Source organism: Corynebacterium casei LMG S-19264 (assembly GCF_000550785.1).
GTDB classification, from domain to species: Bacteria; Actinomycetota; Actinomycetes; order Mycobacteriales; family Mycobacteriaceae; genus Corynebacterium; species Corynebacterium casei.
Window position 1 is genome coordinate 1,259,482 of the sequence record NZ_CP004350.1, and the last position, 22,820, is coordinate 1,282,301.

Sequence of the window (22,820 nt, forward strand, 5' to 3'; positions counted from 1 at the left end):
ATCTCTTATGCCTGAGTTACCTGAAGTTGAAGTAGTCCGCCGTGGACTAGAACCTCACGTCGTTGGTCGTGCCTTCGAGGCAGTGGAGGTTCTACATCCGCGTGCGAATCGGGGACAGGACGCACCACTTGGTGCTCTCCTAAAAGGTCGCGTTATTAGCGGCCTTGCGCGTCGGGGTAAATACTTGTGGTGTGAGCTCAATGGGGAAGACGATGTCCTCTTCGTGCACCTAGGGATGTCGGGGCAACTTCGAATTGGTCATACTGATTCCAAGCACGTGCGCATCCGCAGCCATCTCACCGATGGGGTGGATCTAAGCTTTATTGACCAGCGCACTTTCGGCTATTGGCTCGCAGCACCCTTGTCAAAGATTGACCATATTGGCCACGATCCACTGAGCCCGGACTTCGATATTGTCGCCGCGGCGCGCAAGCTGCGGACCAAAAAGACACACGTGAAGACCGCGCTGCTGGACCAAACAATTGCCTCTGGTATCGGCAATATCTACGCCGATGAAGCACTGTGGCGTGCCAAAGTATCTCCACTGCGCAAAGCCAACCGCTTACTGCAACGCGAAGCCATCGCGATTTATGAGGCTGCCGCTGCTGTGATGACTGAGGCCCTCGCGCAGGGCGGCACCAGCTTTGACTCACTGTATGTCAATGTCAACGGTGAATCCGGGTACTTTGCCCGATCCTTACATGCCTACGGCCGCACCGATGAACCTTGCGACGACTGCGGAACTCCCATCGCTCGCGTCATCTTGAATGCGCGCTCCTCGCATTTTTGTCCTGCTTGCCAGTACTAGGACCTTCCGACAAATGTAAAAGCGAGATCACCCGTTTTAATTCAGCACCCCCTTTAGTGGATTAGTGCTACAAATCATATTCTTGTCATTTGCGGGAAAAGATGTAAAAATCTTCAGGGCGATATTTGTCACTGTGGGAAGCGGGATGAGTCCGGTGGGGTATCGGCAAGCTAGTACCTCTGGATACTGTAGCCAAAGCCTCCAATGCTGCGAACTTGGCAGAGGGGCGACTGGTGTGAATGGTTTTGATTCTGGAAGCATTGCCTGTCCGGGAAAGTGAAAAACTTAGGCTTGGCCGCGTGACGTGCAGGAAGAGATTGTTGATATGTGCACCTTGGTTTTGTCATGCGCGCTTTAGTGAAATCAGTGAATCTCACACGAGGGATAGCATTGCTTCAAGCGTGAACCGAATGCGGGACTACGACGCATTCTGATTGAGTAATAGAAAAACCACTTTGAATGCTTAGGCATTTGCCTATGAATAGTTGTAAAGGGGGAATAAACGGAACCTGTCGGAGATAAAACACTGCGAAAATTGTTTGCTTCAGCCCACTCCATTGTGTGACTCAGGTTGCCCCAACTATTAATGATCCCCTTTAATATCCCTATGAGTTTCCTCGAAAATATTGTGGGCACGTTTAACGACGGCCTATGGACCTACATTGTTCCGTGGCTTCTAGTGGGTGCGGGCATCTTCTTTGGCTTCCGCACCGCGCTGGTCCAGCTTCGGATGATTCCGTCCATGCTCAAGTCCGTCGTGGAACGTCCGAAGGGACCCGGTAAGGACGCTGACGAAGAGTACGGCGGAATTTCCGCCTTCAAAGCGTTTACCATCTCCGCTGCGTCCCGCGTTGGCACCGGCAACGTCGCTGGTGTTGCGGTGGCTATTTCCGTTGGTGGCCCGGGCGCCGTCTTCTGGATGTGGATGATTGCAATCCTTGGCGGTGCTACCGCCTTCATCGAGTCCACCCTGGCGCAGCTATGGAAGATCCGCGACGGTGATAACTACCGCGGCGGCCCGGCGTACTACATGAAGAAGGGCCTGGGCTGGACCCCGCTGGCAATTATCTTCTCGGTAGCAATTTCTTTTACTTTCGGCTTTGTCTACAACGCTTTCCAGACCAACGCTATCGCTGAATCGCTTGCTACTTCCTTCGACAATGACTCCTTTACTTTCCGCGCGATTGTCGGTGTCGTCATCGCTGTGGTCTCCGGCTGCATCATCTTCGGTGGCGTTCAGCGTATTGCGAACATGACCCAGATCATCGTTCCATTCATGGCGGTTGCGTACTTGATCATTGGTTTGTACGTGGTCATCACCAACATCGATGCAGTTCCTGGTGTTATTTCTGACATTGTCACCCACGCGCTTGGCTTCCAGCAGATTGCCGGTGCTGGTTTGGGTGCTGCGATGATGCAGGGTATTCAGCGTGGCCTGTTCTCCAATGAGGCTGGTGAGGGTTCCGCGCCAAACGCTGCGGCTACCGCAACTGTGTCCCACCCGGTCAAGCAAGGTCTGGTTCAGAGCCTGGGCGTTTACTTTGACACCCTAGTTGTTTGTTCCATCACTGCCTTCATTATTTTGCTGGGCACCGACCTGGAATACGGCGGCGAAGCAGAAGGCGTATCCCTGACCCAGTTGGCGCTGTCCAACGAAGTTGGTAACTGGGGCGCGCACATGGTGACCTTCATCCTCTTCTTCCTGGCATTTTCTTCCATCTTGGGTAACTACTACTTGGCTGAAGCCAATGTTGAGTACCTCACTCAGTCCCGAATCTGGCTCTTTCTCTTCCGCGCTGTAGTTATCTTCTTCGTCTGGTTCGGTGCGGTTGGCTCCCTGCCACTCGTATTCGCACTGGCAGATACCGGCGCAGGTACTATGGTTATTCTCAACATTCTGGCGATTGTGCCGCTCTCGGGCGTCGCGTTGAAGCTGTTGAAGAACTTCAATGACCAGCGTCGCCAGGGTATCGATCCGGTCTTCCACCGCGACATGCTGCCTGAACTCGAGAATGTTGAGGTTTGGGATGGTTCTGACCCGGTTACTCGCCGTGGCCTGGAAATGATTGAAAACAAGAATCGAGTAGATTAAATGCAACGCATGACCGCATTCGTCCGTGGCAATGTTCAAGGAGTTGGCTTTCGCTGGTGGACACGCTCCCGCGCCCTAGAGTTGGGTCTTGCGGGACACGCCACCAATAAGGCAGACGGACGCGTGCAGGTTGTGGCAGAAGGCTCTAAAGAAGACTGCGAGAAACTTCTGCAGCTGCTCAAAGAAGAACCTTCTACTACTAACCGCCCCGGCCATGTGGAATTGGTAGTAGAGCAGTGGGCTGAGCCTAAAGGCGAGTCCGGGTTCATCGAACGCTAAGAGTTTGAATCCACTGCAGGTTCGGCCTGTAGAATTATCCAAATGCATTTGAAATCGTTGACGCTTAAAGGCTTCAAGTCCTTCGCGTCCGCGACGACCCTAAAATTTGAACCCGGCATCTGTGCCGTGGTTGGGCCCAACGGCTCGGGCAAATCCAACGTAGTGGATGCCCTGGCCTGGGTTATGGGTGAGGGCAGCGCGAAGACGCTGCGCGGTGGCAAGATGCAAGACGTCATCTTTGCCGGCGCTGGTGAACGCAAGGCTTTGGGCCGTGCTGAAGTCACCCTCACTATTGATAACGCCGACGGCGCGCTTCCTATTGATTACACGGAAGTATCCGTAACGCGACGCATGTTCCGCGACGGCGCCAGCGAATATGAAATCAACGGCGCTAAAGCCCGCTTGATGGACATCCAGGAGCTGTTGTCTGATTCTGGCATCGGACGCGAAATGCACATCATTGTCGGGCAGGGAAAGCTCGCAGAAATTCTAGAGTCCCGGCCCGAGGACCGCCGCAGCTACATTGAAGAAGCGGCTGGCGTGCTCAAGCACCGTCGGCGCAAAGAAAAAGCGCAGCGCAAGCTCATCGGCATGCAGGCAAACTTGGACCGCCTGACAGATTTGACGGAAGAACTGGGCAAGCAGCTCAAACCACTGGAACGTCAGGCGCAAGCAGCACAGCGTGCTGCGACTGTCCAAGCGGACCTGCGTGATGCTCGCCTGCAGTTGGCAGGTGACCGCGTTGTGCGTGTGCGCGCCGAATTTGCGGATGCGAAGCGCCAAGCCGAACTGCTAGACGAACAGGTAGCGGTCGCAACTGAGGCCCTTGAAGAAGCTTCGGGGCAACAAATGGAGCTTGAAGATGAGCTCAATGAAGTAGCTCCTCAGGCTGAAGCCGCGCAGAAATTGTGGTTCGACCTCTCCACGTTGGTGGAGCGTCTTGCAGCGACTTTGCGTATTGCCGAAGAACGAGCGAACAACGCTGGCGCGGTTGCCCGCTATCAAGGCCAGGACCCAGAAGACTTAGAGGCACGCGCTAACCAGGCTGATGAAGAACACGCTGAGTTAGTTGAGGCTGCCGAAGAAGCAGCGGAAGCCTTGGAGTCCATCCGCGAAGAAGTCGCCGAGCGCCGTGAAGCATTCGATGCTGCGGATAAAGAGCATGCGGCGCAGTTGCGCGCAATCGCCGATAGGCGCGAGGGCGTCGTGCGTCTTATCGCCGAAGAAGAAGCTTTGTCCCGTCAGGCTGAAGCCTCTGAACAAGAGCTTTCGCGCAGCGAAGATGGCGTCAACGAATCAGCGCAGAAGCTGCGCACCTCCCGGCAGGAAGCCAGTGAAGTGGAAGAAAAGCTCGCTGGTTTCGACCGTGAGCGCACACCACTGGATGAGGCACATGTTCGTGCGTTGAGTGAATCTCAGGCAGCGGATCTGCGATTGGAGCAGTTGCGCGATGAACAGCGTGTGCGTGAGCGTGCTGTGTACACGTTGCGTTCGCGTATTGAAACGCTGAACAGCACCATTCCTCCAACGGCAGAAATTGGCTATGACCTCCAACCACTGGCACAGATGATCTCCACCAAGTATGACGTGGCCGTTGCTGTTGCGCTGGGCGCTTTCGCTGAGTCGCAAGCTGGTGAAGTGGGCGATGACCTCATTGGAGCTCTGGAACATGCGCAGCGCACAACCGTCTTTGATACTTCCGGTGGATCTGAAGCTAAATGGCGCATGGACGCGAATCTGCCAAAGGACGCCGCATGGTTGCTTGATCATATTGTGGCGGTTCCAGAAGTATCGCAGGGCCTGACCCGCGTGCTTGCCGATGTCGTCTTGGTCAAGGACTTCGCCACAGCGCGTCATCTTGTCAAAGAGGATCCTCGCTTGCGCGCGGTGACTCCCGATGGCGTCATGGTGGGTGAGGGCTGGGTATCCGCCGGTACCGGTTCGCAGTCCACGGTGGAGGTTACTTCCAAAATTCAGGCTGCTGAACAAGAACTGGAACAGGCAACTCAGGACTTAGAAGAACTTTCCGGCACCTTAGAAGGCGCGAAACTTGCGGCCGAAGATGCACGAGTTACTGCCGCCGGCGCAAAAGCTGCACTGCGTGAGCACGACGCGCAGGTATCTGCCTGGAAGCGCGACTACCGGCGTTTGGTATCGCAAGTCGACAGCAGCCAGCGTGACCATGAGAAGCTCGCCGGCCGCGCGACGGAGCTCGAGGTCAAGCTTTATGAGTTGCGTGAGCAGCTTTCCCAGGCACGTGACCGTCTCGCCCGCGTGGATAAGGATGAGCCAGATACGGAAGCATCGACTAGTGAACGCGATGCGGCTTCGGCTGCTTTGGATACTGCGAAGACCATGGAGATGGAAGCGCAGATGAGTTTGCGCTCTGCGCAGGACAAGGTCGGGCATGTTGCTGGCCGTGGGGATAATCTGCGCCGTCAAGCGCAACAAGAACGCCAGGCCAAAGATCGTCATGACCGCGCCATGGAACGCCGCCGCGCACTTGGTGAGCTGGCGCGTACCGTTGCATCGCATGCCAAGACTCTCAGTGAGCGTGCGGCGACAGCTTTGGCTGAAGCAGCTGAATCTCGTGATGAGCTATCCACGAAACGTACCGTTTTGAACAATCAGCTCAATGCTGCAAAGCAGACCGTCAACGGTGCACGCCAGCGCTTAGAACAGTTGACCAACAAAGCGCACTCGGGTGACATCGCGCGTTCTCAGGCACAGGTTCGCCTGGATGAAGCTGAGGCGAAGATTTCAGAACAACTGGGCATTTCCATTGCTGATTTGTTGCGTGATTACACACCGGGTGAAGAATTTGACCGCGCGGAGCAGACGAAGCGTTTGAAGCAAGCTGAAAAAGATCTGAACTCACTGGGTAAGGTCAACCCGCTGGCCTTAGAGGAGTTCAAGGCGTTGGAAGAACGCTATTCCTTCCTGTCCACGCAGCTGGATGATGTCATCGAAGCCCGCAAAGATTTGCAGGGTGTTATTGAGGATGTTGATGCGCAGATTCTGCAGCTATTTAGTGATGCCTGGAATGATGTGGAAGCGGAATTCCCGAAGGTATTTAACACGTTGTTCCCTGGTGGCGAGGGCCGGTTGATCCTCACCGAGCCGGATTCCTTGCTGACCACGGGCATTGAGGTTGAAGCGCGGCCTCCTGGAAAGAAAGTCAAGCGCCTATCCTTGCTTTCAGGCGGAGAGAAGTCATTAACCGCACTCGCGATGCTCGTAGCGATTTTCCGCGCCCGCCCTTCACCGTTTTATGTCATGGATGAGGTTGAGGCAGCGCTTGATGATGTAAACCTGCGTCGATTAATTGCATTGTTTGAGGAATTGCGTAAAGATTCCCAGCTCATTGTGATTACGCACCAGAAACCGACGATGGATGTGGCGAATGTCTTGTATGGCGTCACGATGCGTGGCGATGGTGTGACGCGGGTTATTTCCCAACGCATGAACCCGGCAAGCGCAATGGAGCCAGCTAGCAGTTAAGATAGGGCGCATGGAATCGAACTTAACGTTGTGGATCGGCATTGCAGTTGTTGTCCTGATCGTGCTTATTATTCTCCTGATTTTGTGGGGAAAGAAGCGCGGCGAAGACAAGAAGGTCTCGTTTGAAAAGCACGAGGAAGAGCCAAAAGAGCTAACCCAACAGCAAAAGTCCGGTAATTATCAGGCGCAATCCGGCTTCAATTTTTCACCAGCGAAGTCGGCTGAACCTGTTCAAAAGTCTCCAGATGCACCCACCCCAGAGGTGAAGCAGCACAAGGCTGCCCCGGTACCGCCAGTTATGCCGCCAACTCCTGAACCACAGGAATCTGCCGCAACTGAGATTCCAGAACAGGAATCCCCAGTCGCAGAACCTGAAACCAAGGATTCCTCCGCAGCGGAATCCACTCCTGCTGAAGCAGCGACAACTCCGGAAGCTGTAGAGGAACCGGTTGCTCCGGTTGCTGAGGACACACAGCAGGACTCAACAATCATTGAAGAATCTGAGCCAGAGGCAGCCCCTGCTTCAGAACCAGCTGAGCCAGAAACCACCATCGTTGAGGAAACCGAGCCAACGGCAGATACAACAGCAGGGGAGAGCCCTGTTGTTCCGGCGCCAACTCCTGCGGTTGAAGAAGAGGAATCCCCAATCTTTGACGAGGTTGCAGAAGATCTTGATGCTGAAGACGTCAAGGATGATGTGGCTGAACGCGAGAAGGCGCAGGAAGCAGCGGATGCTGCGGAAGTACAAACTGATTCGGCTGCGACGGCACTAGAAGAGACTCCGGTTCCAGAGACTCCAGTCGCACAGCCTGAACCAACTGAGCCACTTGAAGAGATTGAGCCTGCTGGTGGACGACTTGGTCGTCTCCGTGGACGTTTGTCGCGTTCGCAGAATGCTATCGGCCAAGGTCTCATGGGCATCTTGTCGGCCGGCGACTTGGATGAGGACGCATGGGAAGAAATCGAAGATACCCTCATCATGGCCGACCTTGGCACTGCAGTGACCATGAAGGTGACTGATTCCCTGCGCGACAAGATTGCAGAACGCGGTGTATCTAGTGAGGCAGAAGCACGCGCAATGCTGCGTGAGACTTTGATCGAGGTTGGACATCCAGAAATGGACCGTTCAATCAAGGCAATGCCACATGAGGGCAAGCCAGCAGTCATCATGGTTGTCGGAGTCAATGGCACAGGCAAGACCACAACCACCGGTAAGTTGGCGCGTGTTCTGGTGTCCATGGGGCACTCAGTCCTACTCGGTGCGGCCGATACTTTCCGTGCGGCAGCAGCGGACCAGCTAGAAACTTGGGGCCGTCGTGTTGGTGCTACCACCGTGCGCGGCAAAGAAGGTGCTGATCCAGCATCCGTTGCTTTCGATGCAGTGGCAACAGGCGTGGAGCAGCAAGTCGATGTGGTGCTTGTAGATACAGCGGGTCGTTTGCATACTTCGACCGACTTGATGGACCAGTTGGGCAAGGTAAAGCGTGTTGTGGAAAAGAAGACTTCGGTTGATGAAGTCTTGCTGGTAATTGATGCCACAGTTGGCCAAAATGGCCTCATGCAGGCTCGCGTTTTCCGTGAGGTAGTAGATATCACAGGCGTGGTTCTGACCAAGCTGGATGGCACTGCCAAGGGTGGCATTGTGTTCCAGGTGCAGGAAGAGCTCGGTGTCCCGGTCAAGCTTGTGGGCTTGGGTGAGGGAGCGGATCACCTTGCACCATTCGAGGTCGAAGGCTTCGTGGATGCACTGCTTGGTGAGCAGTAACCTGTAGTTCGACCGAAAGTACGCCCCGGGCTCTTTAGTGGAGCCCGGGGCGTGCTAGTCTTTCTGTGATGACGAATACAAATGCCTCAAAAACCGCCGTGCGCATCAGGCACAACGGGACAAATGGCTATATCAATTCGTGGGGTCCACATCTCTCTGGTGTCATTCCTTGAGCTGAGTCTTTAACCCCGTCTCTTATTGTTCATTAACTAGGAATAACTACTTGCGATGCTTTTTTATGTTTTAGTGCTCTCAGGGCTCACGGTCGCAGTGGCTCCACTGGCGTCGCGTCTTTTAGGACGCAATGCCGGCTGGCTACTGTCATTGCCGTTGCTTGCTGGTGCCGGCATGGCAGCGTCAACGTACACCACCGATGAAGTTCATACCGAGTCAGTGCAGTGGATGCCAACCATCGACGTGGATTTCTCACTTCGTTTGGATGGCCTCTCACTGGTTTTCTTAATGCTGGTCCTTCTTATTGGTGCCGGCGTCTTGGCCTACTCAACGCGGTACCTGCACCATAAGGACACAGCGTTTTACTTCTATATCTGTGGCTTTGCTGCGTCGATGGCTGTCGTAGTCACCACCGATGACCTCATGGTGTTCTACCTAGCGTGGGAGCTGACCACGCTGTGTTCATACTTCCTGATTGCCAACTCTGGTGAAAAGGGACATCAGCCTGCTATTCGTACGCTGTTGGTCACCGTTCTTGGTGGCCTGTTCCTGCTGGCCGCAACGGTCATCATGGCGATTAGTGCTGGCACAATGTCCATTTCTGAGGTCATCGCCTCCCCAATGTGGGATGACAATCTTGGTCTCAAGGCCGGCGTTGCTTTCCTTATTGCTATCGCAGCATTTACCAAGTCGGCCCAGTTCCCGTTCCAATCCTGGTTGCCAGATTCAATGGTCGCTATCGCGCCAGTTTCGGCATACCTGCACGCGGCAGCCATGGTCAAGGCAGGTATTTACCTGATCTTGCGTTACTCGCCGCTGCTTCATGATGTCCAACTGTGGAATATCATGCTCATCGTTTGCGGTGGTATCACAGCACTCTTCGGTGCACTCACGGCAGTTAAATGTGATGACCTGAAGGAACTGCTGGCTTACTCCACGATGTCGCAACTCGGCTTGCTGGTCATGGTGGTTGGTATCGGTACCGATGAAGCCATTACCGCAGCGATTGTCCACACCGTGGCGCATGCTTGCTTCAAGGCCGCGCTGTTTATGAGCGTTGGCATTATCGAGCATGAAACCGGCACTCGTTCTTACCAGGAATTGCGCCACACACGCATAGTGAAGATGCCTATCACCTCCGGCATTATCACCATTGCTGGTGCGTCCATGGCCGGTATTCCACTTCTGTTGGGCTTTGTTTCCAAGGAAGGTTTGATTACCGCAGCTTTGGAATCTGGTTTAGCGCAGCCATTTACCATTATCATTACCGCGACGATCGTGATTACTTCGATGTTCACGTTCGCGTACTCCTTCCGCTACATCATCGGCTCCCGTGGCGCGACCAAGCACTCTATTGCCGAAGCTGAGTTCCAGGCGGAAGAAGATAATCGCGAACCAGAACCGGTTCAGACCATTCAGGAAGCAAAGCTGACTGTCTGGGTAATTCCAGCGATTTTGGCAATTGTCACTGTGGTATTCGGTCTGGTTCCAGCATTGCTGGACTGGATTGTGGGGGAGGCCGCTCTTGCAGCAACCGCTTCCGAACCACACGTACATTTGGCTATCTGGCACGGATTTAACATCCCGCTGGCACTGACCGGTGTAATCATCGCCTTTGGTATCGCATTGGTGAAGTTCAACCGCGAACTGGCACGCGCGATGACAAACTTTGGTGCACCAATCTCCGGCTTGGATGCGGTGGAAAACCTCCGTCAGGGCATCATCGATTTTGGTGCAAAGTACGCAACCAAGCCATCGGGTACCACCTCCATGCGCCGCCACTTGGTCGCACCACTGCTCATGCTGGTTGTTATCGCGGTGGTCGGTATCTTTACCCTGCGGGATATCCCTGAGGTTTACCGCGAGACTTCTTCACCAATGGACTGGGTTTTCGTCCTCATTATCGCTATTGGTGTTCTTGCCTCTGTAATGGCGAAGTCGCGCCTCACCGTGGTCGTTGTTGTTTCCATCGCTGGCTTCGGCGTGACCTTGTGGTTCTATGCTCTCGGCGCAGCCGATGTGGCTACTACGCAGTTGACCGTTGAGATTTTGACTGTCTGTGTGCTGGTTCTGGTACTGCACCGTTTGCCAGACCACTTTACTCCGGAAACCCGTAAGTTCCACTGGTGGTCAATTGTTCTTTCCGTTGTTGTCGGTTTGTGCGCCATGCTCGCAGTATGGGGACTGACCGGACGCCGCGATAAGTCTGATGCTGCTCGTCTCTACTTGGAGCAGGCACCAGATGACACCGGCGGTACCAACATCGTGAACACCATTCTGGTTGACTACCGTGCATTGGATACTTTCGGCGAACTGACAGTTCTGGGCATGGCAGGTATTTCCATTGCTGTGCTTCTGGCTAAGTTCCGTTTGGCACCAGTGCGTGAAACCCTCTTGGACCGCAAGTCGCCAATCTTCGATGCTGCTGAAAACTCCATCTTCTTGCGTGCCACCAGCCGTCTGGTTGGACCAATCATTATCGCTTTGTCGATTCTGCTCTTCTTCCGCGGTCACTATGAGACCGGCGGCGGCTTCGTTGCGGCACTGGTCGGCTCCGGTGGTATGGCGCTGCTGTACCTGTCGGCACCAAGCAACGACCGCGCGAAGATTCGCTGGCCGTACTTCACTTTGATCGGCTCTGGTGTGGCCTTGGCATCGTTGACTGGTTTGGCAGGCTACTTCGAAGGTTCCTTCCTCACCTCGCTGCACGTAGAAATCTTCGGCACGCACCAGACTTCGGCAATGCTCTTCGACCTTGGCGTTTACCTGGCAGTTATTGGCGTGGTTATCGCGTCCTTCAACCTGCTGGGCATGCCGCGCAAGGGCGATAAGGAATTCCATGTCATGTTGGACTTGGTTTCAGAGTCCACCTTGCAGCGTCGCGGACAAACCGAAGACCATAAAGCTCTTGCCGCAATAGCGGAGAACAAGACGGAAGAAAGGAGCAAGTAAATGACCCTGGCTATATCCTCAGGCATTCTCATCGGTGGCGCTGTCTACCTCATGCTTCGCCGAGATATGTTGCGCATCGCGCTCGGATTTACCCTCCTTTCGCACGGCGTCAACCTCATGATTGTGGCCGCCGGCGGAACCTATGCGCGAAATGAACCATTTGGGGTACACACACCCGCGCAGATGGAGTTCGCTGCTGACCCGCTACCACAGGCATTTGTGCTGACCGCGATTGTTATTAGTTTCTCCATTTCAGTCCTCATGTTCGTCACCGCCGCAGTAGGCGATGGTGATGATGCAACCCGTCCTGAGCTGGACTTGGATAAGCACAAGGATGTGGTGCTCTAATGTGGTACGACGCTGACCTTGTTGCTTCTTTGCTGCCATTGTTTGCGGCCGTCCCGCTGCTGGCAGCCGGTTTATTGATTATCTTCCCGCGTGCGCGCATCTTGCAGGAAGTTGTTCTCTACACTGTCCTTACCGCAGGGCTGGTGGGTTCTGGTTTCCTGATTGCAATTACTGCTGATGGCACTGCGCTGGCGCACCGCGTGGGTAATTGGGATGCACTCGTTGCTATCCCATTCGCCGTAGATATGTTCGCGGCACTGATGCTTGTTACGGTATCCATCTTGGCCATTGTGTGTGCATGGTTCGCCACCGCCAGTGGATTTTCCAAGGAACCGTTCTTCGCACCGTTGACGTTGGTGTTGATGTGTGGTGTCTACGGTGCATTGCTGACCGCAGATATCTTCAACTTCTTCGTCTTCATTGAGGTCATGTTGCTGCCAAGTTATGGCCTGTATGCGACCACGATCTATCGTCGTGGCGGTAGCCTGCAGATTGCTGGTCTGCGCCTGTTTATCGTGGCAAACCTGTTTGCTTCCAACATGCTGTTGGCCGGTGTTGTCCTGGTGTACGGCTCCTATGGAGCGGTTAACCTCGCACAGCTGCAGGGTGCTGCGAAGGAAGAACCAGCTGTTGCAATTGCTATGTCCATCGCCATGCTGGCCATGATGATTAAGGCGTCTGTGGTTCCAATTCACACCTGGCTGGCACGTACTTACCCGTACACCAACCCTGCTGTGACCGCACTGTTTTCTGGTCTGCACACCAAGGTCGGTGTGTATGCCATCTACCGCTGGTATGCAGTCATCTTTGACGGCGATGCACGCTGTCTGTGGATTCTGGTTCTGCTCTTTACTCTCACCATGGTTATTGGCGTTCTTGGTGCGGTGGGTGAGAAGACCACGCGCGAGATTCTGGCTTTCCACATGGTCTCCCAGTTGGGCTACATCCTGATGGGTGTCGCATTGTTTACCCAGCTGGGTATGACCGCCGGTATCTTCTACCTGATTCACCACATGATTGTGAAGGCATCGCTGTTTATGTCAACGGGTGCGGTGGAAGTCGCATACGGCACTGGTGAGCTAGACAAAGTCACGAACATATCGAAACGCGAGCCCATCATTGCTGTTGCATTCTTTGCTGCAGCATTGTCGCTGGCTGGTATTCCACCGTTCTCCGGCTTCGTCGCTAAGTTCACCTTGCTCATGGGCAGCTGGGAAGCTGGCGAAATCTATGCGTTGATTGCCATGCTGGCGGTCTCGCTGATTACCTTGCTGTCCATGCTCAAGATTTGGAAGGGCATGTTCTGGGGTGATCGCACCAAGGCTGCACCTTCTCCTCGCGCTGGTCAGGATCCTGACAGCGACGAAGGCACCATCGGTGGTGGCGTAGCCTCTTACCCAGAATTGCCACCAGAGGGCTCTTCGGTTGCTGTGAAGGCTGAATCGGATGCGTACATCATTGACAACACTGCTGATGCACGCCCACGAATCAAGTTCTGGTTGGCAGCACCAGCGGTTATCACCGCGCTGCTGACGTTGGTTATTGGTCTTGGAGGCGAAGTTCTTCTGGCATGGTCGGAGACCGCAGCCCAGGGGCTTATTGATACCTCCGCTTATGTTGAGGCGGTGCTCGGATAATGGATTTTCTAACTTACCCGTTTCGTTTCATTGGCTTTTGGCTGTGGTACATCAAGGAATTCACCGTTGCTAACTACAACGTGTTGAAGGATATTTTGTCCCGCGGACACGACTCCACACCAGGCGTGGCGGAATACCCATGCCAGTCGCTTTCAGAAGCGCACTACACACTCATCGCCGCGTTGATTACCGTTACCCCAGGTACGTTGGTTGTCGGCGCTGCTGCAGACACTCAAGATGGTCAGCGCGTGATGTATGTGCACGGCATGTACAACACGGATGCTGATGAACTCCGTGCTGATTTGCGCGATATGGAAGAGCGCATGCTGCGTGGCGTCATGGTTCACCCGAAGTTCTTCTCTGACGTTAAGAAAGAGGCTTAGGTCATGGTTCTAGATATTGCAATTGTCGTGGTGGCGCTGTCCATCATTCCTTCTGCTTACCGTATGTTGATCGGCCCCACCCGAGCTGACCGAGTTTCTGCAGCGGATGCGTTGTTGTTTGTGCTCGTTGCCCTCGTGGCCTTGGTTGGTATGAAGAAGGGCTCAGGCTTTACCTTCGACCTGGTACTCGTGGCGTCAGTCATGGGCTTCTTGGGTGCGGTATCGCTCTCGCGGGCACTCATGCGAGGTGAGCGTTAATGCCAGTGCTGCATATCATCTCTGACATTTTCCTGCTGTTCGGTGCGTTTAACTTTGCGGTCTGTGCTGCCGGCATGTTGAGCTTCCGTGACGTGTTCGCACGTATTTCGGTGCTCTCAACTGCGTCCGGTTTCGGCGTGACCTTCCTGCTGATTGGCGCATTCTTGCGTGATCCAGGCTGGTGGAATGTCCTCATCGGCTTGGCTGCAATCATCTTGTTACTTGGCACCTCGGCTATTGGCTCTATCCTGATTTCCCGCGCTGCAATGTTGCGTCGCGTGGAGATTGTGGACTGCAAGTTTAATGAGGCTGACCCGTTCTACGGTGACCCGGAAGCACTCGCGCGTGAGCAGTTTATGCGCGATGACCTCTCGGATAGGCTTTCCTAGCAGGCCAGAACACTACGAGTTTCTCAACACATAAAAAGTCGGCACCCTGTGGGTACCGACTTTTTGTGTTTCCTAGGTCACAAACTATTTCCCATTCTATAGCCGGACAGGTATTCTGATATAGTACCTATTGAATTATAGAAAGTGGGAAGGCAAATGGACAGCGTATTGGCAGCATCCGGTAATGCCTCGTGGATGCTCATCTCGGCCTCATTGGTGTTGTTGATGACTCCTGCGTTGGCATTGTTCTACGGAGGAATGTCATCGCGGCGCAGCGTCATGAACATCATGATGATGAGCTTCGGAAGCTTAGGAGTTATCGCGGTTGTCTACATTCTGTGGGGTTGGTCCATGTCTTATGGCACCCAGTCATTAGGCGGGGTAGTGGCCAACCCATTTGAGATGTTTGGGCTGCGGGACCAAATCTGGGATGAGTCCGGAAACTACATCGAAGGAGCCTCGGGTTATTCCAATGTCATTGACATCGGATTCCAGTTGACCTTCGCAGTTATTTCGACTGCGCTGATTTCCGGTGCGTTGGCAGAGCGCGTGAAGTTCTCTACCTGGTTGGTTTTTTCCGGAGCTTGGGCAACACTGGTGTACTTCCCGCTAGCTCACATGGTCTGGGGCGGAGGACTGCTCTCGCACGCTGAAAATTCCATTTCGGCGTGGATCTTCGGTACTGAAGGCGGAGAAGCAATTGTTGCACCAATTGACTTCGCGGGCGGCACCGTTGTCCATATCTCTGCTGGTACGGCGGCTTTGGTTCTCGCGATAGTCATCGGCAAGCGAGCAAGCTTCCCGAAGCACGTTTCACGTCCACACAACCTCCCATTTACTATGCTCGGCGCAGCATTGCTGTGGTTCGGTTGGTTCGGCTTCAACGGCGGCTCCGCATTTGCTGCCGATGGTCTTGCGGGCCTGGCATGGCTCAACACCACAGCAGCAGCTGCAGCAGCAATGCTGGGCTGGATGCTCATTGAAACTCTGCGTGACAAGGCAGCAACGTCTTTGGGTGCTGCTTCCGGTGTTGTCGCAGGTTTGGTCACCATCACCCCGGCTGCTGGTGCGCTTACCCCAATGACCTCACTCATTCTGGGCTTTATCGGTGGCATCCTGGGCTGCTACGGCGTGGGTCTGAAGTACAAGTTTGGCTACGATGACTCTCTCGACGTCGTTGCCGTGCACCTGGTCGCTGGTTTGTGGGGCACAGTGGGCGTGGCATTCTTTGCCCGCGAAGGCGGCGTGTTCACCGATGATTACGCCTATGGATTCAAGCTCCTGGTTGTCCAAATCATCATCGCTGTTGTGGCCATGGTCTTCTCCGGCGCGATTACCTACCTCATTGCTATTGCTCTGCAAAAGACTCTGGGATGGCGCATCGATAAAGAAGCCGAAGCTAATGGAGTTGACCTTGATCAACACCGCGAGACTGCATATGACGTCGCCGGAACGAACAATTTTGCACACGCGGGCGCTAGTATGGAAAGAAATGGCCAAGCACCTGTTATTCCATCCCGCACAGATATAAAGGAGTAAACCACCATGAAACTGATTACTGCAGTTCTCAAACCCTTCACTTTGCCGGATGTGCGTGCGGCTCTTGAACACATCAATGTTCATGGCCTGACTGTGACTGAGGTACAAGGATACGGCCAACAGCGTGGACACAATGAGGTCTACCGCGGTGCAGAATACGCCACCGACTTCGTGCCAAAGATCAAGCTGGAAATCCTCGTGGCAGATGAGCGCGTAGATGAAGTTGCGAACGCGATCGTTGAGGCCGCGTACACCGGCAAGATTGGTGACGGCAAGCTGTGGGTATCTTCCATTGAAGATGTCATCCGCGTACGTACCGGAGAGCGTGGCGAAGACGCTGTCTAGTGAGATTTTAGATCCACACGCAATTCGCGCTGAGGCGTATACCTCGGCGCGATTGTTGATCGATGGACTAGTTATTCCGCCCAATGCGGCGCTGGCTGCCACCGGGTCATTGGCCCGGCGGGAGATGACATCCTACTCGGATCTCGACATGGTGCTTATCCATGCTCCGGGGGAGCCAGTCGATGATGAGGCTGCGTCGGCTCTGTGGTACCCAATTTGGGATGCCAAGTATCACCTGGATTATGCAATCCGCACGCCGGATGAGTGCGCGGCGATTGCAGAAACTGATGTGGCGGCGGCATTGAGCCAGTTGGATTTAACTTTCCTGGCGGGCAATAAGCAGCTTGTCGATGAAGCCCGGGCGAAGCTCTACGCCACCTGGCGGGTTTCGTTGCAGAAGAACTTTGACAAGTTCATTGACTCATCCATTGAGCGCTGGCGTAGGGCGGGCCAAATCGCGTCGATGACGCGGCCCGAGATCAAGAACGGGCGTGGGGGATTGCGCGATGTGCAGCTGCTACTCGCGCTTGCCTTGGGCAACCTCTGCGATGTGCCTGACCTGTCGGTGCAACGTGACTTGTTGTTGGATGTGCGCGTGCTGCTGCATGAGCATTCGCGGCGCCACCGTGACGTACTGGAGCCAGAATTCGCTGCCGAAATTGCTGATGACTTAGGCTTCAAGGATCGCTATGAGCTCTCGGCCGATTTGGCTGAAGCCGCGACCACGATCAGTAATGCGGTCGAGCGTGGGCTGTCCACCGCGCGCGGGCTCGTGTCCCGGCGCAGCCTGCATCGCGTCCGCAAGCCACTCGATGTCGATGTGCTTGATGAAGGCGGCTACATCACCCTTGCCCGCAACGCGAACCTCGAGGATCCTGGTCTCGTGCTGCGGGTAGCTGCGGCAACCGCGCGTACCGGCAACCCGGTGAAAAGTGGCGTGTGGCAGCGGCTGCAGGCAGTACCTAATTTGCCGCCGCGGTGGCCCCGCGCGACGGTCGATGACTTCTTCACCGTGCTGACTCGCCCGCAGGTCATCATCGAAATGGACAGGCATCAGTTGTGGGAGCGCTATGTCCCAGAATGGAACCACATTCGTGGTGTGCTGCCGCGCGAGCGCAACCATTCCCACACCATTGACTACCACTCCGTTGAAACGGTGGCGCGCTGCTCTGACGTGCGCACCACGGTGGGCCGGCCAGACCTGTTGCTGCTCGGAGCTTTATTCCATGACATCGGCAAAGGCTATGGTCGCCCGCACGAACAAGTGGGCGCTGAGATGGTCGCGCGCATGGCGCAGAAGATGGGACTTAATCTGCCTGATCGTATGCGCGTGCAAACCCTCGTTGCTGAGCACACAACGCTGTCGAAGCTGGCAGCGCGCATGGACCCGTATTCCGATGAGGCACGCAATGCTGTGTTGGATGCGGTCCAATATGACCCACTGACGCTGTCTTTGCTTACCGTGCTGACGGAAGCCGATTCGAAGTCGACGGGGCCTGGCGTATGGAATCATCGAAAAGCTGCTGCTGTACATGAGCTATCCAAGCGCGGCCTAAACATGCTGGACACCTTGGTGCCCACCCGTCCGCAGGTTTATGCCCCGGCGGATATCGGACTGCAAACTGACTGGGAAGATAAATATCTGACCATTTCTTGGCGTGGGTCCTATCAACGCGAAGTGGTTCGGCCACTCGCCGTTGTGGCTGCGCTGGGGTGGATCGTTACCTCGGCAGCGATGGTGCGCGAAGATGATGGCTCTTATGCCGCGGAGTTTACGGTGCGTGCCCTGCATGAACGTATTGAGCGGGCAGCTGATGAAGCTCGATTTATCCAAGCCTACAAATCAGGTGTGTATTCCGTCCTGCCGCCGATTGAGAAAATGCCCTCGACGGCCAACTGGCAAGTCGGTGGAGTCTTTGAAGTGCGCACCGTTGACCAACGCGCAGGTCTTGGCCATGTTATTGGCAAATTGCCTGATGTAAAGTGGCTGACAATGACCTCCCCGGGAGCCACAATGGTGGTGCAAGCGGCGATGATGGAGACAGTTTCTCGCGCCGCCTTGGTCAGGAATGTGACCGAAGCACTATCAGGCGGCTAAGCTAGGGGAGTTAAAAAGTTCCCGAACGAAAAGATGTGCTTAAGTGTTCGAGTCACTATCAGATCGCTTACAAACGACGCTGAAGGGTCTGCGCGGTAAAGGCAAGCTGACCGAGGCAGACATCAACGCCACCGCGCGTGAGATTCGTCTTGCGCTGCTGGAAGCCGACGTGTCTTTGACCGTTGTGCGCGGGTTCATCAAGCGTATTAAAGAACGCGCTGTTGGCGCGGAAGTTTCTGAAGCGCTGAACCCTGCTCAGCAGGTTATCAAGATTGTTAATGAAGAGCTGGTCACCATTCTTGGTGGTGAGACCCGCCGCATGCAGTTTGCGAAGAACCCGCCAACTGTCATTATGCTCGCTGGTCTGCAGGGTGCTGGTAAAACCACCCTCGCCGGTAAATTAGCCAAGCACCTGTCAGGTCAAGGCCACACCCCGATGCTGGTGGCCTGTGACTTGCAGCGTCCTGGTGCAGTCCAGCAGCTGCAGATTGTTGGTGAGCGCGCTGGCGTTCCAACCTTCGCTCCGGATGTGGGTACCTCGGTGGATGCGCACGACCACGAGATGGGCACCTCTACCGGTGACCCAGTCCAGGTCGCGCAGGCAGGTATTGAAGAAGCCAAGCGTGCACAGCATGACGTGGTCATCATTGACACCGCGGGTCGCTTGGGTATTGATGAAACCCTGATGACACAGGCCCGCAACATCCGTGATGCCGTCAATCCAGATGAAGTTCTCTTCGTCATTGACTCCATGATCGGTCAAGACGCAGTTTCTACCGCTGAGGCCTTCCGCGACGGAGTGGACTTTACCGGCGTTGTGTTGACCAAGCTGGATGGTGACGCCCGTGGTGGTGCTGCACTGTCTATCCGTGAAGTTACCGGCAAGCCAATCATGTTTGCTTCCACGGGTGAGAAGCTAGAGAACTTTGATGTCTTCCACCCTGAGCGCATGGCCAGCCGAATTCTCGGCATGGGTGACATGCTCAGCCTCATTGAGCAGGCCGAAGCAACCCTGGACCATGACAAGGCCGAGGACGCCGCGCGCAAGCTTGGCTCTGGTGAGCTCACTCTGAATGACTTCCTTGACCAGTTGCTGATGGTCCGCAAGATGGGCCCAATTGGCAACCTGCTCAAGATGATGCCTGGCGGCAAGCAGATGAGCGAAATGGCCGATATGGTCGATGAAAAGCAGATCGACCGCATTCAAGCCATCATCCGCGGTATGACCCCAGAAGAGCGCGAGAACCCAAAGGTGCTCAACGCATCACGCCGTAAGCGTATCGCGCTGGGTTCCGGTGTTGAGGTCGCTGATGTTAACCAGCTCATCGAGCGCTTCAATGAGGCGAAGAAGATGATGACCAAGATGGCCGGCCAGTTCGGTATGGGCGGCGGCGCACGTTCTGCGACGAAGAAGAAGCCAAAGGGCCGCAAGGGCAAGAACGGCAAGCGCAAGAAGCCAAAGAACTCCAACCGCGGCGGCGGTATGCCACAGATGCCAGGCGGCATGCCGGGTATGCCGGGCATGCCTGGTGGTGGCGGTATGCCATCCATGGAAGAACTCCAGAAGCTACAAGAGCAGATGGGTAGTGGCGGCGCCGGTGGCGGCACCCCAGGAATGGGCAACAAGCTGCCTAAGGGCATGGAGAACATCGACTTGAACAACCTCAAGTTTGATAAGTAAACGCCCCACAGCTTAAGCACAAAGCACAGCTCGAACCCCTGACACTATTAGATGTCAGGGGTTCGAGCTTTTGTCTAGGCTGCTGTCTTTTAGGTGGCTGCACCAGCACCAGGAATGGTCTCTCCAAGACCTGGCTCATAAGGGACTGCACCTTCTGGGAGTTCCTCTACAGGAGGTTCCGCGGGTGGAACTTCTGCTGGTGGGTTTTCGATGAGCGGAGCTTCTTCAGCGGGCGGAGCATCTTGATAGACCGGCGGCGGTTCATTGCCCGGCAGCTGCTCTACTGGAGCTTGCTCACCACCTGGGTATTCGCTGCCCGGAAGCGGTTCACCTTCTGGTGCCGGAGCGGGCAGTGGCGCTGGCTCGAAACTTGGGGTGCGCGGTTCTGGAATTGGTGCGCCTTCCATAAAGGCGCGGATGTAGTCCTCAAAAAGCGGCATCGCAGAATCGGCGAACGCGTTAGAGATATGGTGCATATCGCGATACACCATGGTATTGCCAATAACAGTTGGGCACCAGACCGCATCACAGAACCAGTTGGAAGTATCGACTGCGACCATGTTCTCGAAGTTCGCGAGAATCTCCGCAGCCGGATCTACTGGGGTGTACACGCGCTCGCGCGCCATGCCACAGCCGATGGGGTCTTCCGTAGCGACATAGCACTCATCAAACTCACGAGCCATGAGGTTTTCATCAAAGCTCCATGGGTTATCGCGCAGGCCCAAGAACGGAATATCGGCGGCCTGAAGACCCTCCCAGAACCCAACGTAGCCTGCCGGCACCATATCTGGTCCGTGGCCGTATTCGCCCTGTGGGCGAGTGGTGTTAGAGATGACCAAGTCAGGCTGCGCATCCAGGACCTTGTCCATCGCTAGCTCGCCCCAGTCGGCGCAGACCGGAGTCACGCCAGAAGTATCACCCAACTCAATGGGGCAGTCCTGGCGCAGCAGCGGCACCAGCTTGAAGCCCATGCGCTGGCCCAGTTTGTCCAGACCGGAAGACCACTGCTCAGCATGTGAACCGCCGACAAGATAAACGGTGAACTCAGCGTCAACATCGCCGAAGATACACGGTTCACCATTGACATCGGTATCCAGGAAGAAGTCCGCAGGAGCATCCTTGGCAATGAAGCAGTGCACTGTCGAAATTGGTGGCATGATTCCGCCGACCAACATTGGATCGGGCTGCACCATATCAACCTCAGGCACGTCTGCGCCGAAGTGCGCCAAGGCGCCTGGATAAGAAACCGCGTCCAAGGTGTCGCCCTCAAGATTTTGGATGGAACGCAACCACATTGGCTGAACCATCAACAATGCCACCATGCAGACCGCGACAAGACTGCCGCCGACTGCACGCATCTGGCCAGGGCGCTGCTTGAGCGTTGCCATCGCGCGGTTTACTGGCATGTCATCAGACATTGGGCGCTTCGCGTTTTGGCGCAGCGGGCGCTCCAAGAAACGGTGCGTCAGATCTGCCAGAACAAGGGAGACTGCGATAATGATGATGCCCAACCACCATGGTGGGGTTGCCAGTCTCAACGCGGAGGTAGACAAAATCAGCAGAGGCCAATGCCACAGGTAGAGGGCATAGGCGATATCGCCTAGCCAGCGCGCCTGCTTGGAGGCCATTAATCCGGAAATCCTCCCGCCGGAACCGCCGCCGAGGATAATCAGCACCGCGCCACCGAGTGGCAGCAGAGACAGTGGGCCTGGGTATGCCGTGGAATCCGCGATGATTGCGCCGGTAAAGAACAGTGCGATCAGACCAACGATGGTCATCACGTTGCCCAGGAATTCCGAGACCTTTATCTTGGAGCCATAAATTGCCAGTACTGCGCCCAGGGTCAGCTCCCATGCGCGGGACCAGGTGGAGTAATAGTTTTCACCAGTGCCATACAAGCCATGGCGGGAGGCGTAAGCGAAAGAGACAACCGTGATAACAATCAGGATCGGTCCGGCAATCTGATTAACGCTAGGGAAGCGAGAAGGACGCAGGCCACCTGTGGGGCGGAAGCGAATGATTACTGCGAGAACCAGCGCAAAAATAATGCCCATGAGGTAGAACTGGCCCTGCACAGCCATCGACCACATGTGCTGCAGTGGGGAAGTCTCAGCAGAGGCTGCCGCGTAATCAGCGTCCTGACGCGCTAATTCCCAGTTCTGGTAGTAGAACAAAGTCGCGGTAATCTGCTGCGCAAATTCGGTGCGCATCAGCTGCGGGGTGATGAAGTACACCAGCAGCGTGGTGACACCAATGACCAGAATCAGACTGGGCAGAAGTCTGCGCAGTGTGCGCCAAATCGGCCACCAGGGGTTGAGAGAAGCATTCGGCTTCGCTGCATAACGCAGCTGCGAGCCTAAGAAGAAATAACCTGATAGGAGCAGGAAGACGTCCACGCCGCCGGATACACGGCCGACGAAGACGTGATAAAAGACCACTAGGGCAATTGCAATGCCACGAAGTCCGTCCAGGTCATATCGGTAACGGAAGTTCCGAACAGCGTCAGTGCTCATATAAAATCATATGGTCCGAATCTATTGCTTGGGCACAGCAAAAATAACTGTTGTGCAG

At 55.2% G+C, this 22,820-nt stretch carries 16 protein-coding genes; 15 read left to right on the forward strand and 1 reads right to left on the reverse strand.

The features are described 5' to 3' along the window. The first annotated feature begins 7 nt into the window (after positions 1-7). The 15 genes from mutM to ffh all read left to right on the forward strand — a co-directional run bounded on the left by mutM (position 8) and on the right by ffh (position 20,249). Positions 8-808, forward strand: a complete 801-nt coding sequence (gene mutM, locus CCASEI_RS05810; RefSeq protein ID WP_006821673.1) for a bifunctional DNA-formamidopyrimidine glycosylase/DNA-(apurinic or apyrimidinic site) lyase — start codon at positions 8-10, stop codon at positions 806-808. 607 nt (positions 809-1,415) lie between these two features. Then, a complete protein-coding gene (locus CCASEI_RS05815) occupies positions 1,416-2,900 on the forward strand; it encodes an alanine/glycine:cation symporter family protein (RefSeq protein ID WP_006821674.1) in 1,485 nt (494 codons plus the stop codon). Continuing rightward, positions 2,901-3,179 (forward strand): acylphosphatase, encoded by a 279-nt coding sequence (locus CCASEI_RS05820; protein WP_006821675.1) that lies wholly within the window; start codon positions 2,901-2,903, stop codon positions 3,177-3,179. Between the two features lie 42 nt (positions 3,180-3,221). Beyond that, positions 3,222-6,680, forward strand: coding sequence for a chromosome segregation protein SMC (gene smc / locus CCASEI_RS05825; RefSeq protein ID WP_025387440.1), 3,459 nt, complete (start codon positions 3,222-3,224; stop codon positions 6,678-6,680). Positions 6,681-6,690: 10 nt separating this feature from the next. Then, positions 6,691-8,445 carry a signal recognition particle-docking protein FtsY gene (ftsY, locus tag CCASEI_RS05830; RefSeq protein WP_006821677.1) on the forward strand — a complete coding sequence of 585 codons (1,755 nt, stop codon included), beginning with the start codon at positions 6,691-6,693 and terminating at the stop codon, positions 8,443-8,445. Between the two features lie 228 nt (positions 8,446-8,673). Continuing rightward, positions 8,674-11,571, forward strand: coding sequence for a DUF4040 family protein (locus CCASEI_RS05835; protein ID WP_006821678.1), 2,898 nt, complete (start codon positions 8,674-8,676; stop codon positions 11,569-11,571). Continuing rightward, the gene (locus CCASEI_RS05840; protein WP_006821679.1) at positions 11,572-11,919 is read left to right on the forward strand and encodes a sodium:proton antiporter; all 348 of its coding nucleotides are present in this window, start codon (positions 11,572-11,574) and stop codon (positions 11,917-11,919) included. Further along, on the forward strand, positions 11,919-13,556 hold the full coding sequence (locus CCASEI_RS05845; protein ID WP_006821680.1) for a monovalent cation/H+ antiporter subunit D family protein: 1,638 nt from the start codon (positions 11,919-11,921) through the stop codon (positions 13,554-13,556). Before CCASEI_RS05840 ends, CCASEI_RS05845 begins: the two co-directional genes overlap by 1 nt. Further along, entirely contained in the window at positions 13,556-13,939 is a 384-nt protein-coding gene (locus CCASEI_RS05850; RefSeq protein ID WP_006821681.1) for a Na+/H+ antiporter subunit E, read from the forward strand. The genes CCASEI_RS05845 and CCASEI_RS05850 overlap by 1 nt, the downstream gene beginning before the upstream one ends. Before the next feature lie 3 nt (positions 13,940-13,942). After that, on the forward strand, positions 13,943-14,197 hold the full coding sequence (locus CCASEI_RS05855; protein WP_006821682.1) for a monovalent cation/H+ antiporter complex subunit F: 255 nt from the start codon (positions 13,943-13,945) through the stop codon (positions 14,195-14,197). Then, the gene (locus CCASEI_RS05860; protein ID WP_006821683.1) at positions 14,197-14,586 is read left to right on the forward strand and encodes a cation:proton antiporter; all 390 of its coding nucleotides are present in this window, start codon (positions 14,197-14,199) and stop codon (positions 14,584-14,586) included. The genes CCASEI_RS05855 and CCASEI_RS05860 overlap by 1 nt, the downstream gene beginning before the upstream one ends. 156 nt (positions 14,587-14,742) lie before the next feature. Beyond that, on the forward strand, positions 14,743-16,125 hold the full coding sequence (locus tag CCASEI_RS05865; protein ID WP_006821684.1) for an ammonium transporter: 1,383 nt from the start codon (positions 14,743-14,745) through the stop codon (positions 16,123-16,125). A gap of 6 nt (positions 16,126-16,131) precedes the next feature. Next, entirely contained in the window at positions 16,132-16,470 is a 339-nt protein-coding gene (locus tag CCASEI_RS05870; protein WP_006821685.1) for a P-II family nitrogen regulator, read from the forward strand. After that, the gene (locus CCASEI_RS05875; protein WP_081466603.1) at positions 16,424-18,568 is read left to right on the forward strand and encodes a [protein-PII] uridylyltransferase; all 2,145 of its coding nucleotides are present in this window, start codon (positions 16,424-16,426) and stop codon (positions 18,566-18,568) included. Before CCASEI_RS05870 ends, CCASEI_RS05875 begins: the two co-directional genes overlap by 47 nt. A gap of 43 nt (positions 18,569-18,611) precedes the next feature. Continuing rightward, complete coding sequence (ffh, locus tag CCASEI_RS05880; RefSeq protein WP_006821687.1) at positions 18,612-20,249, forward strand: signal recognition particle protein; 1,638 nt, start codon at positions 18,612-18,614, stop codon at positions 20,247-20,249. Positions 20,250-20,338: 89 nt separating this feature from the next. Here ffh and CCASEI_RS05885 read toward each other — a convergent pair whose 3' ends face one another. Next, positions 20,339-22,762, reverse strand: coding sequence for an acyltransferase family protein (locus CCASEI_RS05885; RefSeq protein WP_006821688.1), 2,424 nt, complete (start codon positions 22,760-22,762; stop codon positions 20,339-20,341). Positions 22,763-22,820 lie beyond the last annotated feature (58 nt).

Bases quoted from the DNA above. Each gene is read 5' to 3' on its own strand.
- mutM (WP_006821673.1), top strand. From the start codon at position 8: ATGCCTGAGTTACCTGAAGTTGAAGTAGTCCGCCGTGGACTAGAACCT.
- CCASEI_RS05815 (WP_006821674.1), top strand. From the start codon at position 1,416: ATGAGTTTCCTCGAAAATATTGTGGGCACGTTTAACGACGGCCTATGG.
- CCASEI_RS05820 (WP_006821675.1), top strand. From the start codon at position 2,901: ATGCAACGCATGACCGCATTCGTCCGTGGCAATGTTCAAGGAGTTGGC.
- smc (WP_025387440.1), top strand. From the start codon at position 3,222: ATGCATTTGAAATCGTTGACGCTTAAAGGCTTCAAGTCCTTCGCGTCC.
- ftsY (WP_006821677.1), top strand. From the start codon at position 6,691: ATGGAATCGAACTTAACGTTGTGGATCGGCATTGCAGTTGTTGTCCTG.
- CCASEI_RS05835 (WP_006821678.1), top strand. From the start codon at position 8,674: ATGCTTTTTTATGTTTTAGTGCTCTCAGGGCTCACGGTCGCAGTGGCT.
- CCASEI_RS05840 (WP_006821679.1), top strand. From the start codon at position 11,572: ATGACCCTGGCTATATCCTCAGGCATTCTCATCGGTGGCGCTGTCTAC.
- CCASEI_RS05845 (WP_006821680.1), top strand. From the start codon at position 11,919: ATGTGGTACGACGCTGACCTTGTTGCTTCTTTGCTGCCATTGTTTGCG.
- CCASEI_RS05850 (WP_006821681.1), top strand. From the start codon at position 13,556: ATGGATTTTCTAACTTACCCGTTTCGTTTCATTGGCTTTTGGCTGTGG.
- CCASEI_RS05855 (WP_006821682.1), top strand. From the start codon at position 13,943: ATGGTTCTAGATATTGCAATTGTCGTGGTGGCGCTGTCCATCATTCCT.
- CCASEI_RS05860 (WP_006821683.1), top strand. From the start codon at position 14,197: ATGCCAGTGCTGCATATCATCTCTGACATTTTCCTGCTGTTCGGTGCG.
- CCASEI_RS05865 (WP_006821684.1), top strand. From the start codon at position 14,743: ATGGACAGCGTATTGGCAGCATCCGGTAATGCCTCGTGGATGCTCATC.
- CCASEI_RS05870 (WP_006821685.1), top strand. From the start codon at position 16,132: ATGAAACTGATTACTGCAGTTCTCAAACCCTTCACTTTGCCGGATGTG.
- CCASEI_RS05875 (WP_081466603.1), top strand. From the start codon at position 16,424: ATGTCATCCGCGTACGTACCGGAGAGCGTGGCGAAGACGCTGTCTAGT.
- CCASEI_RS05885 (WP_006821688.1), bottom strand. From the start codon at position 22,762: ATGAGCACTGACGCTGTTCGGAACTTCCGTTACCGATATGACCTGGAC.